This is a genomic window from Arthrobacter sp. B0316-1-20 (assembly GCF_059091865.1).
Genome location: NZ_JBNHHC010000025.1, coordinates 25,366 through 39,279 on the forward strand (window position 1 = coordinate 25,366; position 13,914 = coordinate 39,279).

11 protein-coding genes are annotated in these 13,914 nt (G+C 68.0%); 7 read left to right on the top strand and 4 right to left on the bottom strand.

What is annotated here, in order from left to right; genetic code table 11:
* Positions 1-70: 70 nt before the first annotated feature.
* From AC5RW2_RS29190 to mutM, 4 genes are read left to right on the top strand one after another with little or no spacing between them, the layout of a single operon-like run.
* Positions 71-634: a YceD family protein gene (locus AC5RW2_RS29190; protein ID WP_493964257.1), complete on the top strand. Its 564-nt coding sequence runs from the start codon at positions 71-73 to the stop codon at positions 632-634.
* A 2-nt stretch (positions 635-636) separates the two neighbouring features.
* Positions 637-840 (top strand): 50S ribosomal protein L32, encoded by a 204-nt coding sequence (rpmF, locus tag AC5RW2_RS29195; protein WP_127511582.1) that lies wholly within the window; start codon positions 637-639, stop codon positions 838-840.
* 11 nt (positions 841-851) lie between these two features.
* The gene (rnc, locus tag AC5RW2_RS29200) at positions 852-1,571 is read left to right on the top strand and encodes a ribonuclease III (protein ID WP_493964256.1); all 720 of its coding nucleotides are present in this window, start codon (positions 852-854) and stop codon (positions 1,569-1,571) included.
* Positions 1,564-2,556: a bifunctional DNA-formamidopyrimidine glycosylase/DNA-(apurinic or apyrimidinic site) lyase gene (gene mutM / locus AC5RW2_RS29205; protein WP_493964255.1), complete on the top strand. Its 993-nt coding sequence runs from the start codon at positions 1,564-1,566 to the stop codon at positions 2,554-2,556. The genes rnc and mutM overlap by 8 nt, the downstream gene beginning before the upstream one ends.
* Before the next feature lie 2 nt (positions 2,557-2,558).
* Here mutM and AC5RW2_RS29210 read toward each other — a convergent pair whose 3' ends face one another.
* The 4 genes from AC5RW2_RS29210 to AC5RW2_RS29225 form a co-directional block, all read right to left on the bottom strand.
* On the bottom strand, positions 2,559-3,365 hold the full coding sequence (locus tag AC5RW2_RS29210; protein WP_493964339.1) for a serine hydrolase domain-containing protein: 807 nt from the start codon (positions 3,363-3,365) through the stop codon (positions 2,559-2,561).
* A 17-nt stretch (positions 3,366-3,382) separates the two neighbouring features.
* The gene (locus tag AC5RW2_RS29215) at positions 3,383-4,408 is read right to left on the bottom strand and encodes an NAD-dependent epimerase/dehydratase family protein (protein WP_493964338.1); all 1,026 of its coding nucleotides are present in this window, start codon (positions 4,406-4,408) and stop codon (positions 3,383-3,385) included.
* A gap of 104 nt (positions 4,409-4,512) precedes the next feature.
* Positions 4,513-7,302, bottom strand: coding sequence for an alpha/beta fold hydrolase (locus AC5RW2_RS29220; RefSeq protein ID WP_494074809.1), 2,790 nt, complete (start codon positions 7,300-7,302; stop codon positions 4,513-4,515).
* Entirely contained in the window at positions 7,248-8,273 is a 1,026-nt protein-coding gene (locus AC5RW2_RS29225; protein ID WP_493964253.1) for a 3-oxoacyl-ACP synthase III, read from the bottom strand. Before AC5RW2_RS29225 ends, AC5RW2_RS29220 begins: the two co-directional genes overlap by 55 nt.
* 401 nt (positions 8,274-8,674) lie before the next feature.
* Here AC5RW2_RS29225 and smc point away from each other — a divergent pair, with 401 nt between their 5' ends.
* Genes smc through AC5RW2_RS29240 form a run of 3 tightly spaced genes read left to right on the top strand, consistent with a single transcriptional unit; the run spans position 8,675 to position 13,777 of the window.
* On the top strand, positions 8,675-12,283 hold the full coding sequence (gene smc, locus AC5RW2_RS29230; RefSeq protein ID WP_493964252.1) for a chromosome segregation protein SMC: 3,609 nt from the start codon (positions 8,675-8,677) through the stop codon (positions 12,281-12,283).
* 16 nt (positions 12,284-12,299) lie between these two features.
* Positions 12,300-13,079 (top strand): alpha/beta fold hydrolase, encoded by a 780-nt coding sequence (locus AC5RW2_RS29235; RefSeq protein ID WP_493964251.1) that lies wholly within the window; start codon positions 12,300-12,302, stop codon positions 13,077-13,079.
* The gene (locus AC5RW2_RS29240; RefSeq protein WP_493964250.1) at positions 13,076-13,777 is read left to right on the top strand and encodes an esterase/lipase family protein; all 702 of its coding nucleotides are present in this window, start codon (positions 13,076-13,078) and stop codon (positions 13,775-13,777) included. Before AC5RW2_RS29235 ends, AC5RW2_RS29240 begins: the two co-directional genes overlap by 4 nt.
* Positions 13,778-13,914 lie beyond the last annotated feature (137 nt).

The following is a 13,914-nucleotide window of genomic DNA, read 5'->3' on the forward strand; positions in this document are numbered from 1 at the left end:
TGATACGTCGGTCGTATGTTCTTTAGGAGTTTTCAGTACATTGGTCTTGAACCATGATCAAAGTTCGCGTTTGACCCTTGCGGTCAAGGACCTCGGGCGCAGCCCGGGCAGCATGCGGACTCTTGAAGAACATATAGCTGCGCCGAAGGATTTCGGGGCAGCGCTCATTGGCGTTCAGGAAGGCTCCGACATGGAGTTGGACCTGAAGCTTGAGGCCGTGCATGAGGGAATCTTGGTCTCCGGCACTGTTTCCGTGGCTGTCACGGGGGAGTGCGGGCGGTGCCTGGATCCCATCGCGTACGACCTCGACGTCAAAGTGCAGGAACTCTTCTACTATGAGGATGCTGAACTCCTCGAGGAAGAAGAGCAGGACGAACAGCGGCGGGTTGAGCGCGATTTAATCGATCTCGAGCCGGTGCTGAGGGACGCAGTGGTGACCGCCCTGCCGTTCCAGCCGGTGTGCCGGGAAGACTGCCAAGGCTTGTGCCCAGAATGCGGGATGCGCCTTGAAGAGGATCCGGGTCACCATCATGAGGTTGTGGATCCTCGCTGGGCAGCCCTAGCTGGGCTGGCCGGCACGGCCGCCGACGAGGCGCCGAAAAGTAAAGAGTCAGACGAGAGAGAAGAGAGTTAGCCGTGGCTGTTCCCAAGCGGAAGATGTCCCGCTCGAATACGCGCGCCCGCCGGTCCCAGTGGAAGGCCACTGCGCCCAACCTGGTCAAGACCGTTGAGAACGGCCGTGTCACGTACAGCCTGCCGCACCAGGCCAAGGTTGTCACCGACTCGGCAGGCACCGCGCTGTTCCTTGAGTACAAGGGCCGCAAGGTAGCCGACGCGTAACAACGTCCGGTATGCCTTCAACTGAAGAGCTTTTGGAGCGTCTCGGTGTCGATATCGACGCCGAGACGCTCCGTCTGGCTTTAACCCATCGTTCTTACGCCTACGAGCACGGCGGCCTACCCACAAACGAGCGCTTGGAATTCCTTGGCGACTCGATCCTGGGTTTCTCCGTGACCGACGCGCTGTACCGGGACAACCCGGACCTGCCCGAGGGCGAACTGGCCAAGCGGCGATCCGCAGTGGTGTCCACCCGGGCGCTGGCCGGGATTGCCCGCTCGCTGGACGTGGGTCAGCACGTGTTGCTCGGGCAGGGCGAAAAGCTGACCAATGGCGCGGACAAGTCCTCCATCCTTGCCGACACCATGGAGGCGCTGTTCGGTGCCACCTACCTGTGCCATGGCATTGAAACCGCCCGCCAGTTGGTGATGCGCCTGATCGGGCCGCTGCTGGCGGACGCCGACGCCCTTGGCGCCGGGACGGACTGGAAGACCAGCATTCAGGAACTCGCTGCAGCCCGGAAAATGGGCAACGTGACATACCGCGTGGAGGGCTCAGGCCCGGACCACGCGAGGACGTTTGTGGCCACGCTCCTGATCGGCACCGCCGAGCACGGCCAGGGCACTGGCCACTCGAAGAAGGAAGCCGAACAGGAAGCCGCCGCTTCGACCTGGCGGAACCTGCGCGCATCATTGCCTGAATCTGTGACGGGGAGCGCCGGATCAGATGCCTGAACTGCCTGAGGTGGAGGTGGTCCGCCGCGGGTTGGCCCAGTGGGTCCGCGGCCGCACCATCACCGGCGTCGAGGTACTTGATGAACGTTCCATCCGCCGGCATGCACTCGGCGCCGAAGACCTCCGCGGAAACTTGGTCGGCACGCACGTTACCGACGTCGTCCGGCGAGGCAAGTTCCTCTGGATGCCGCTGCAGGAATCGGCCCCAACGGGTCTGGGAAACGTATCCGACGGCGACGCCGGAGATGAGCCCAAACTCGCCCTGATGGCGCATCTGGGCATGAGCGGACAGTTGCTGGTTGAGGACAGCGCACAACGGGACGAGAAGCACCTCAAAGTGCGGCTGACGCTTAGCCCGGCCAGTGACGCTGACGGCTCACTCATGCCGGCCGAGCTGCGCTTCGTCGACCAACGGATTTTTGGCGGCATGTTCCTGGCAGACTTGGCCCCCACTCGTGACGGCCACGCCGGTGGCATCTCGGAGACCGGCCTGCCGCTGATCCCCGTCGAAGCCGCCCACATTGCCCGCGACCCGCTGGACCCGGCCTTCTCCTTTGACGCGTTCTACCAGCGCCTCCGTGCCCGCAAGACCGGCATCAAGCGCGCCATCCTGGACCAAGCCTTGGTCTCCGGCATCGGCAACATCTATGCGGACGAGGCACTGTGGGCCGCGAAGCTTCACTACGCCCGCCCCACGGAAACGCTGCGCCGCAAGGACGCGGAACGCCTCCTCGATGCCTGTCGCGATGTCATGACCCAGGCATTGGCGGCCGGCGGCACCAGCTTCGACTCCCTCTACGTGAACGTCAACGGTGCGTCCGGCTACTTCGAACGGCACCTGAACGCCTACGGCAGGGAAAACGAGCCCTGCTACCGCTGCAGCGAGCTAGGCCTGTCCACGAAGATCCGCCGAGACACCTTCATGAACCGCTCGTCGTACACCTGCCCCGTCTGCCAACCACGCCCGCGCAACGGCCGCTGGTAGAACTACTTCTCCAGTTCCGCCAATACGGCGTCCGTGTACTTCGGCCAGACCTCCGCCGCCCACGGGCCGAAGGCGCGGTCGGTGAGCGCCAGGCAGGCGGCCCCGGCGTCGGGATCCACCCAAAGGAACGTGCCGGACTGGCCGAAGTGCCCGAAGGTGTTCGGCGAACTGTTCGCACCGGTCCAGTGCGGGTCCTTGTGGTCGCGGATTTCGAAGCCGAGCCCCCAGTCGTTGTCCTGCTGGCGCCCGAACCCGGGCAACACGCCGGCCAGACCGGGATAGACCGCGTGCGTCGCTTCCTTGAGAGTGGACGGGGCCAACAGCGACGGCTTCTGCAGTTCGGCGGCAAAGCGGGACAGATCGGCCGCTGTGGAGGTCGCGTCGGCGGCGGGGGAGCCGTCCAGATCGGTCTCCGACATGCCGAGCGGGACCAACACGCCTTCCCGCAGGTACTCGGCGAAGCTCATGCCCGTGGCGGACTCCAACGTTTCGCCCAAGACCTCGAAACCAGCGTTGGAGTAGAGCCGCCGGTCTCCGGGAGCGAAGCGGATGGTGCGGTCGCCGAAATCGTAACCGGCGCAGTGGGCCAGCAAGTGACGTACCGTGGCGCCCTCTGGCCCTGCGGACTGGTCGAGTTCCAGTGCGCCTTCTTCAACCGCCAGCAGCACGGCATAGGCACTGAGGAGCTTGGTGACCGAGGCCAGCGGGAAGCGGCGCTGCTGGTCGCCGTAAACGGCCAGGACGGTGCCGTCAGCGGCGACGACGGCGGTGGCCGCGTTCTCCACCGGCCACGAATCGATCAGCTTCATGCTCTCCACAGTTGCTCCTAGCTCCTCGTTCCGGTGTAGTGGGTTGCCAGCCGGCGCAGCCCTTCGTCGATGCTGACTTTCGGTTTCCAGTCCAGCACTTCGTGCGTGCGGCGCTGGTCGAACCAATGGGCGGTGGACAGCTGCTCGGCCAGGAACCGGGTCATCGGCGGCTCGTCCTTGACCAGCCCGCGCTTTCCGGCCGCTGTCCAGGCACGTTCGATCGCGGTACCGGCGCTCCTGGCCAGCCAGCCCGGGACCGACCAGCCCGGCGCCTTCACGCCGGCGGCGCCGCAAATGCCGGCGATCAGCTCGCCGACTGGGCGGGGCTGGCCGTTGGTGACCACCAACGCCTGGCCGTGCGCCTGGTCCATGCGTTCGAGCGCCCGGACAATGGCGGCCGCGGCGTTGTCGATGTAGGTGGTGTCGATCAAGGCGGCGCCGTTGTCCAGCAGGGGCAGGCGGCCAGCCTGCGCCCGCGCCACCACACGCTCGACCAGCTGGGTATCGCCGGGGCCCCAGACAATGTGCGGCCGGATGGCGGCAACCCGGAAGCCGGGGGAGTCCTCGGCGAGGGCAAGAAGTTCGGCGGCGGCCTTGGACCGTGCGTAGTGGCCGCGTGCCCGCTCCGGATCAGCGGTCCCCGCGCCCGCTCCGGCGATCGCTTCGCCGAAATGCGCCACGGACGGGGAGGACACGAACACCACATCGCGCACCCCAGCGGACTTGGCCGCGGCCAGTAGCGTGCGGGTGCCCTCGATGTTGGTGGCCGCGAACTCGCTCCACTCGCCGGTGAAGGAGACCTTGGCGGCCAAGTGGATGACTGCGTCTACGCCCTGTACGGCACTGGTAACGGCGTCAGGATCGGTCAGCGACCCGAGCACCGTCTGGGCGTCGGCGCCAACGTCGGCGGGACGGCGCTGGAAGGTCCGTACCTGATGGCCCTGCTCCAGCAGCAGCCGCGCGACGGCGCCACCAAGCATGCCGCTGGCCCCGGTAACCAAGACGGTGCGCTTGTCGGTGTGTTCGGTCGCGCGGGTCTCCACGCGCTCGCTGGCGCTCGCTTGGTCGACCACCGGGGTCTGGCCGGGGGTCGATGGAGGCGCGCCAGCGCCGAGTAGAGACCGGTTGTCCACGGGCTTGTTCTTACTCACGGCTTGCGGATCCGTCCCCCGGCCAGCGACGTGGCCGCCCATCCGGCGAGCCTGGCCCGGTCGATCTTGGAGTTGTGCCGGATGTCGGTGGGCAGTTCGGGCACCACCAGCACCGCCGCCAGATCCAAACCAGTGGAGGCAGCGACGGCGGCGCGTACCTCCTCGCCGAGTGAATGCGGTGCGGTTCCCGGTCTAGCGGCCGGCGGCAGCGTTTCCAGGACCGCAACCGGCACTTGGGCGCCCACCGGACCGACGCCGACGACGGCAGCCAGCCGGACGCCGTCGTGCGTTTCCGCCGCTTGCTCGGCCGTCACGGGAGTGGCGACGCCGGAAGCAGTGGTGATGATGTGCGCGAGCCGGCCCTCCACCCAGAGCCGACCCTCGCCGTCGAGATGACCCACGTCGCCGGTGCGGTGCCAGCCGGGCACGGACGCGCTGTGCTGCTGGGTGATCCAGAGACGGTCGTAGCGGTCCTTCACGTGCGGGGCGCTGACCAGTATCTCGCCAGTGACGCCGGGGTCGGTGGACGGTTGGTCGGCGACACTGCCGTCAGCAGCCACCGCGGCGATCGCCACCTTGGCTCCGGACACCGGGATGCCGACGCAGACTCCGTTGCCAGAACCCGCGGCGCGGATGCCGTCCAGGCTGATGTCCGTGACCGGCAGGGCCTCTGTCATCCCGTAGGGGGTGTGCAGCGTTGCGGACGGCACCAGCGACTGAACCTTGGCCAGCAGCGGCTCCGGAATCGGGGCACCGGCTGAGAGCAGCAGTTCGACGTTGGAGAGCGCCACGCGGTGTTCGTCGGTCAGGCCGTCGGCCGTGGCCAGGACGTTGGCCAGCGCGGCCGGCGAGGCGAACACAGCGGTGGCGTGCACCGCGGCAGCGGCGTCGGCCAGGGCGGCTGCGGTGAGCGTCTTCGGCGCGGTGACGTCCATGTCCGGAGTGACCGATGTGGCGCCAAGGGCCGGCCCCAGCAGGGCGAACGGCGCGAAGCCGGCCACCAGCGACGTGCCGGCCTCCAGCCCGTAGGTGTCCTTCAGCGTATCCCGCATGGCGGCCAGCCGGCGGTGCGTGTAGACCACGCCCTTGGCCGGACCCGTGGAGCCGGACGTGAAGAGGATGGCGGCGTCGCCGTCGGGATCCGGGTCGGTGGTCGATGGAGGCGCGCCAGCGCCGAGTAGAGGCCGGTCGACCACTGACCTGGCCGCGGCAGCTTCCACCAACTCGGGCACCGTGTGCGCGATTCCGTAGAGCTTGCGCTTGGCCTCGCCCATTTCGGTGACGCTGATGCGTTGGCCGGGCCAGTTGAACAGCCGGGCGGCAATGAAGGCGCGTTCGATGCCGACAATGAACTTGGGGCCGGCACCCTTGATGGCGCGGCTGAGCCCGGCCGGGCCGAGTCCGGCGTCGGCCACGACGATGACGGCGCCGAGCTTCAGGCAGGCGTAAATCAGGCTGGTGAGTTCGATGCCCGGCGGGACCAGCAGATTGATCCGGTCGCCGGCCTTCACGCCGATCCCGGCAAGTCCGTCGGCCAGTAGGTCCACCTGTCCGGCCAACTCGGCCCACGTCAGCGTCCGCGGTCCGGCGCCGGGGGCGGCCAGGGGCGCCATGTCGACGACGGCGGGGGAGTTGTCGGAGCGGCGTTCGCGAAGTTCGGCGAGCATCGGGCGGAAGGTCTCCACGGATCTCCGCGCAGGCCTGGCGGCCTTTGGTCGATCACCGAAGGCGCTCGCTTCGTCGACCACCGGGGTGCTCTCGTCGGTGGTCGATGGAGGCGCGCCAGCGCCGAGTAGAGACCGGTCGACCACCGGGGCGGTCGCCAGCCAGGTGAAGAGGGGGGTGGCGATGTCGCGGTCTTCGGGGAGCAGATGTCCGGCGCCTTCGAAGCGGTGCACGTCCGCCTGCGGCAGCCGGTCCAGCAGGTCGCGCAGGTAGCGATCGGAGAAGACCGGATCCTTGGGGCCCCACATGATCAGCGCCGGAACGTCCAGGTCGCGGATGCCCTCGGCCACCTCGTTCAGCGTGCTCCAGCTGGGCGTACTCTCGTTTGCCGGGATGTCCGCCACGAAGTTGCCCACTCCCGTGCGCCGGGCGGCGTGCAGGTACGGTGCCATGAACGCTTCCTTGACGTCCTTCTCCAAAGGAGGATGCGCCAAGGCGTGGGTGACGCGCAGGAAAGCGGCCGACGTCGTCGTTCCCCATTGATGGACGGCCGGGTGCAGCGCGAGTTTCAGCGGGGCCGGAAGGCCGAAGCCGGCGGGGTGGACGGCGGTGTTGGTCAGCACGACGCCGGCGAGCTGGCCGCGGTGCCGGGTCGCCCAGCCCAGCGAGATCACGCCGCCCCAGTCGTGCCCGACCGTGACGACCGGACCCGTGAGGCCCAGTTCGGCGGTCAGGTCGCCCAGATCCGTGATCCGGTCTTCAAGCCGGCGGGAACGCCCGGTGCGCTCGGAGAACCCCATGTCCAGTTGGTCGACGGCGACCACGCGCCACGGCGCCGCGACGTCACCGGCTGCGGCCAGCAGGCTGCGCCAGAGGTAGGACCAGGTCGGGTTGCCGTGCACGGACAGCAGGGTGCCGGCCGGCTCTATCCCGCGTTCGGCCAGCTGTGGGCCGTTGTCCAAAAGGTGCCAAGTGTGCGCGCTGCCGGCCGGATCCACGGCGGCGGTGGAGGGGACGCGGACGCGGCGGGACCAGGCCGGGTCGACTCCGGGCCAGAGGGGCTCGGCTACCACGCAATCTCCATCATGGTGGTGTTCAGGCCGGAGCCCACTCCCATGCATAGCACCCGGTCGCCGCTGCTCAGGGTCTGCGACTCCTGGGCCAGCGTCATCGGCAGCGAGGCCGGCCCCACATTGCCCCACTTCGGGAAGGTGATCGGCACGCGTTCGCGGACCAGGTCAACCGCCTTGATGATCGCGTTGGTGTACGAGGTGGAGACCTGGTGGGTGACGTACCGGTCCATTCCGGTCCAGTTCCAGCCGTCGCGGTGGGCCTCGTGCCAGGCACTGACCACCAGTTCCAGCCCGTTGTCCAGCAGGCCCTTGGTGTCCGTGAACATGCCGGCCGGACCGCCCACGCACAGTTCGTGGTGCTCCGTGCCGGCCCTGGAGACGCCGCCGAGGATCCGGTGTGATTCGGGATGGACATCAGCGGGGCCGATCACGGCTGCGGCAGCGCCCGAGCCCAACGTCAGGGTGGCGAACTCGCGCAGGTAGTCGGCACGGGTGGAATTTGGATGGTTCAGGCGCTCGAAGGTGGTTTCCTGGGTGGGCTGGGCATCCTCGCCCGCGACGATTAACGCGTATTTGATCTGGCCGGCGTCGATCATGTTGGCCGCCAGGGTGATGCCGTTGACGAAGCCCAGGCAGGCGTTGGCCAGATCGAAGTTCATGGCCGACGACGGCAGGCCCAGCCCGTGATGGATCTTCACCGCCACTGAGGGTTCCAGGTTTTTGCGCGTCACGGACGTATTGATCAGCAAACCGACCTGGCCCGGCTCCACACCGGCTTCAGCAAGAGCCTTCGCGCCGGCTTCGATGGCGGCGTCGTCGAAGGATGTCTCAGGTGACCACCAGCGGCGCTCGGTGACGCCGGCAACACGTTCCAGCAACTTCCGGGAGAGCTTCAGGCGCTTCAGGCTGGGAGCGAGGCGCTCATCGAACTCGGCGGAACTGACGGCTACCGGCGCCTCCACGCTAGAGACGGCCAGCAAAGCCGCGTTGTGATGTCGAAACGTCGCGTTACCGATCAATATCCAGCCTTTATTCGTCTTTCGGGGACGGTCACCTGTACACGGAGCATCCGGTATGGGCACCCGAAGTCTTAACTATGCACCCCGCGCCAGCGTTCCGCACATACGGACAAAGGCATTGGTTTGTGTCATTTGTCTCTGCTACTGCTCCGGGACGTGTTTCGGGCGACCCTTGGGATTATGCGGTAACCCCGAAACGCGTTTCCATCGGCCGCCAAGATTTACCTGCAGAGGAAGTAGGCGCCCGGGCGGATTCTTATTCAGGCGCCGGTCTGCAACGAAGACGCAGCCAGCCTCACGGGTAAAAGCCCGTACAAGCCCGGACAAGCCCGTGGTGCCGGGGAATTTGCGGTGGACACGGTAGATTAATCCAAGGAAACGTCCGCCGCGGGAGACACAACGTGCATCTTAAATCTCTGACTGTGCGGGGCTTTAAGTCTTTTGCGTCGGCGACGACCTTTGACTTTGAGCCCGGCGTCACCGCTGTTGTCGGTCCGAATGGGTCGGGCAAATCCAATGTGGTGGACGCCCTCGCCTGGGTAATGGGCGAGCAGGGCGCCAAAACCCTGCGCGGCGGCAAGATGGAGGACGTCATCTTCGCCGGCACCGCGGGCCGGCCGCCGCTGGGCCGCGCGCATGTCTCCTTGACCATTGACAATAGCGACGGCGCCCTGCCGATCGAATACTCCGAAGTCACCATTTCCCGCACGCTGTTCCGCACCGGCGGCTCCGAATACGCGATCAACGGCAGCAACTGCCGGCTGCTGGACATCCAGGAACTCCTCTCCGACTCCGGCCTCGGCCGGGAGATGCACGTGATCGTCGGCCAGGGCCAGCTGGACAAGGTCCTGCACGCCACCCCGGAGGACCGCCGCGGCTTCGTGGAAGAAGCCGCAGGCATCCTCAAGCACCGCCGCCGCAAGGAAAAGACGGTGCGCAAGCTGGAGTCGATGCAGGCGAACCTGCAGCGGCTCACCGACCTCACCGGCGAGATCCGCCGCCAGCTGACCCCGCTGGGCAAGCAGGCCGAAGTGGCGCGCCGGGCCCAGCAGGTGCAGTTTGAAGTCCGCGATTCCCGCGCCCGGCTGCTGGCGGACGAGCTGGTGGAACTCAGCACCTCGCTGGAGCAGGAGGTGGCCGACGAGGCTGCGCTGAAGACCCGGCAGGCCGAGGTGGAGCAGACCCTGGGTGCAGGCCGCCGGCGGCTGGCCGAACTGGAACGGCTGGCGGCCGAGGCCACGCCCAAACTCAACGCCGCGCGGGACAACTGGTACCGGCTCTCGTCCACCCGCGAACGCTTCCGCGCCCTCGCCAGCCTTGCCAATGAACGACGGCGGCTGCTCGGCTCCGCCGACCAGGAACCGGACAGCGGACGGGACCCGGAGATCCTGGAGCAGCAGGCGGCCGAAGTCCGCGAGGAACAGGCCGAGCTGGAGTTCGAGCTTGAGGCACGCCGTGAGGTGTTGGACGACGCGATCGAGGCGCGCTCCGCTGCCGAGCGGGCGGCGCAGGACGAAGAGAAGCGGCTGACCAGCATCCTGCGCGCCGCCGCCGACCGCCGCGAAGGGTTGGCCAAGCTGGCCGGCCAGGTGGGGGCGGCACGTTCCCGGGTGGAGTCGGCGGAGGCTGAGCTGGGCCGGCTCCGCACATCGATCACCGAAGGCGAGGAGCGCCGCCGCCACGCCCAGGCCGAGTTCACCGCGCTTGAATCCCAGGCGGCCGGGGTGGAAGAAGGTGAAGAAGGCCTGGACGCCGCCTATGAGGAGGCCAGCGACGAACTGGCTGAGATCGAAGCGGAACTGGAGCAGCTGCGGGCAGACGAACGCGAGGCCGAACGGGAACGCGACGCCCTGACCGCCCGCAAGGAAGCACTTGAAGTGGGGCTGAACCGGCGGGACGGCAGCGAGACACTGCTGGCCTCCGGCACCGAGGGCGTGCTCGGCCCGCTGGCAGACCTGATCAGCGTGGAGCCAGGCTACGAGGCTGCCATTGCCGCAGCACTGGGGCCGCTGGCGGAAGCGGTTGCCGTTGCCGACCCGGACGCCGCCGTCCGGGCGCTGGAACTGATGAAGGCCGACGACGCCGGCCAGGTGGAGCTGCTCATCGCCGGTCCGGTGGTAGACCACGGGAGCGCCAGCGACCGCGTGGAGACCCCGGAGGGGGCCATGTGGGCGAATAGTTTGGTCCAGGCCAAGCAGGGGGTCGAGGGTGCAGTCCGCGCGCTGCTGGGCGCCGTCGTCGTCGTTGAAGACCTGCCAACCGCCGCCCGCGCCATAGCAGCCGACCCGACGCTGACCGCCGTCACCCGCGAGGGCGACTTCTTCACGTCCTGCTCCGCGCGGGGCGGCTCCGCCGGCGGGCCCAGCCTGCTGGAAGTGCAGGCGGCCGTGGACGAGACCGCGCAGCGGCTCGAAGCCGCGACGGCCCGCGTTGAGCGGGCCAAGTTCGCGATCGCCGGCGCGACCGGGCGCAGGGATGAAGCCAAGCTGCGGGCCGACGCGGCGCTGGAACAGCTGCACGAATCCGACGCCCGGCTGGCAGCCGTCGCCGAACGGCTGGGACAGCTCGGCTCCGCGCTGCGGTCGGCCACCGGCGAGAGTGAACGGCTGGCCAAGCTGGTGGCTGCCGCCGAGGCCAACATCGTGACCGAGCAGCAGAAACTGGCCGAGATCACCGAACGGCTGGGCGCGGCGCAGGCCGCCGAAGACCAACCGGCTGATGCCGAGCCGTCCACCGACAAGCGGGACGCGCTCGCCGCCGCGGCAACCCACGCACGCCAGGTGGAAATGGAAGCCCGGCTGGCGCTGCGCTCGGGCGAGGAACAGCTGACGGCCATCGGCAACCGGGCGGCCTCGCTGGAACGGGCAGCCGCGACTGAACGCCATGCCCGGGCACAGGCTGCAGAGCGCGCCCGCAAACGCCGGCTGCAGGCAGCCAAGGCCGCCGCCGTGGCCCAGGGCGCCCAGCAGGCGCTGGCCTGGTTGGACGTTTCGGTGGACCTGGCCGAACGGGAACGCGATGAGGCCGAAGAGGTGCGCGCTGCCTGGGAGGCCGAGCTGTCGACCGTGCGCTCGTCCACCGATGCGCTCGCCGCGGAGTTGCGCGAACTGACGGACACCGTGCACCGCGATGAACTGGCCCGGGCCCAGCAGCGGCTGAAAATCGAGGCCCTGGAGGCCAAGTCCATTGAAGAGCTGGGCCTAACGCCGGACCACCTGATCGCCGAGTACGGGCCGGACCAGCCGGTGCCGGTCGCCAAGGCGGCGTCGAACGACAAATGGGCCGCGCTGCGCGCCCCGGTAGACGAGGAAGGCAACGCCGTCGTCGAAGGCGTCCCGTTCGTGCGCGAGGAACAGCAGAAAAGGCTCAAGAAGGCGGAACGCGATCTGGCGGCGCTGGGCAAGGTCAATCCGCTGGCGCTGGAGGAGTTCGCCGCGCTGGAGGAACGCCACCAGTTCCTGAGCACCCAGCTGGAGGACCTGAAGGCCACGCGCAAGGACCTGCTGGACATCATCAAGGAAGTCGACGAGCGGGTGGAGCAGGTCTTCACCGAGGCCTACCACGACACCGCCGTGCAGTTTGAGCGGGTGTTTGGCCGCTTGTTCCCGGGCGGCGAGGGCCGACTGGTGCTCACCGATCCGGAGGACATGCTCAACACCGGCATCGAAGTGGAGGCCCGGCCGGCCGGCAAGAAGATCAAGCGGCTGTCGCTGCTCTCCGGCGGTGAGCGCTCGCTGACCGCGGTGGCCCTGTTGGTGGCGATTTTCAAGGCCCGGCCGTCCCCGTTCTACGTGATGGATGAGGTGGAAGCTGCGCTGGACGACACCAACCTGGGCCGGCTGATCACCATCTTCGAAGAGCTGCGCGAATCCAGCCAGCTGATTGTGATTACGCACCAGAAGCGCACCATGGAAGTGGCCGACGCGCTGTACGGCGTGACCATGCGCGGCGACGGCGTGACCACCGTCATCTCGCAGCGGCTGGAGCACGCCAAGGCCCTGGTCGACTAAGGAAGAGAGACGCGCGATGGTGAAGATCCCGGGAGAAGCATCACAGCTGATAACCATCGACGGCTGCCGGCTGCGCGTCCGGACGGTCGGATCCGGCCCGGCGGTGTTCGTGCTGGTGCACGGGATCGGCGTTTCCGCCCGCTACTTTGAACCCCTCGCGGCCGAACTCGCCCGGCACGGCACAGTCCATCTGGTCGACCTGCCCGGCCACGGCGGGCTGCCCAAGCCAAAGCGCGCCCTCGATCTGGTGGACTTGGCCCGCCTGGTCCACGGCGCCATGGATCGGCTGGGGATCGGGCCCGCGGTGCTGGTGGGCCACTCGATGGGCTGCCAAGTGGTCACGGAGTTGGCCCTGCTGCACCCGGAAGCCACCCCCGCACTGGTGCTGCTGGCGCCGACCGCCAACCGGCGCGAGCGCACCGCCTGGAAGCAGGGCCTGCGGCTGTTCCAAGACGGGTTCCGGGAACCGCTGGCCGTGGACGCGATCGAAGTGACCGACTACCTGCGCTGCGGTCCGCGCTGGTACCTCACCTTGCTGCCCGCGATGCTCGGCCACCAGTTGGAGGATCGGATCGCCGGCGTGCGTGTGCCGGTGCGGATCATCCGCGGCAGCCGGGACCCGGTCGTGCCGTTGGACTGGTGCCGGGAGCTGGCCGATGCCCTGCCGGGAACCACGGTGGATAACATCGACGGCGAGGGGCACGTGATGATGTTCCGCTCACCCGGGCCGGTGGCGCAGTTGTGCTTGGCGCCGTCCGGACCTCGCGGGGATGCCACCGTCGCCGACCGGTCATGAACCAGTTGTCCCGTGTGCTGCGGCTGGCCTGGGGCTGGCTGCTGGACTACGCCTACATTGCCCGGCAGCAGGTTCGCGGAGTCCTCGCCCGGGCCGACCCCGCACAGTACCGGGAGGGCGCCGCGCCGGAGGCGAGTCCCGTCGTCGTTATTCCGGGCATTTACGAGTCGTGGAAGTTCATGCGCCCGCTGATTGAACACGTCCACGGCCGCGGACATCCGGTGCACGTGGTCGAGCCGCTGGGCTACAACGTCGGCAGCATTGAGCGAATGGCCGGCATCGTGGGCGACTACCTGCGCCGGCAGGAGCTGGAGAACGTGACGATTGTTGCGCACAGCAAGGGCGGGTTGATCGGCAAGTTCGTGATGACGACGGCGGCGTCGGCCGGGCGCGTGCAGCGGATGGTGGCGATCGGGACCCCTTTTTCCGGTTCCCGCTACGCCACGTTCGCGGTGACCCCGATGGTGCGCGCCTTTTCGCCGAAGAACCGCGTGCTGCGTCAGCTGTTGGCGAACCTAAACGTCAATCACCGGATCGTCTCCGTCTACAGCGCATTCGACCCGCACATTCCGGGCGGCTGCCGGCTGGAAGGCGGCGTGAACATCCGGCTGGAAACCACCGGGCACTTCAAAATCATTGCCGAGAAACGCGTCCACGACATCATCGACCAGGTGCTGGCCGGAGCGACGCCCTCCTAGCGCACGGGAGGCCGGTGCCGCCGGAGTGGTCTCCCCGCAGGCGCGTCTCCCCGGGCCTCCACGCAGGCGCAAGCGGCTTTGGTCGACCACCGGTCGACCATCGCAGGCCCGAGGGCTTTTGGTCCACCACCCGGGCT

Excerpts from the sequence above, each read along its gene's own strand:
- AC5RW2_RS29220 (WP_494074809.1), bottom strand. The coding sequence starts at position 7,302 with ATGCATGGGAGTGGGCTCCGGCCTGAACACCACCATGATGGAGATTGC.
- AC5RW2_RS29240 (WP_493964250.1), top strand. The coding sequence starts at position 13,076 with ATGAACCAGTTGTCCCGTGTGCTGCGGCTGGCCTGGGGCTGGCTGCTG.
- mutM (WP_493964255.1), top strand. The coding sequence starts at position 1,564 with ATGCCTGAACTGCCTGAGGTGGAGGTGGTCCGCCGCGGGTTGGCCCAG.
- AC5RW2_RS29235 (WP_493964251.1), top strand. The coding sequence starts at position 12,300 with ATGGTGAAGATCCCGGGAGAAGCATCACAGCTGATAACCATCGACGGC.
- AC5RW2_RS29210 (WP_493964339.1), bottom strand. The coding sequence starts at position 3,365 with ATGAAGCTGATCGATTCGTGGCCGGTGGAGAACGCGGCCACCGCCGTC.
- rnc (WP_493964256.1), top strand. The coding sequence starts at position 852 with ATGCCTTCAACTGAAGAGCTTTTGGAGCGTCTCGGTGTCGATATCGAC.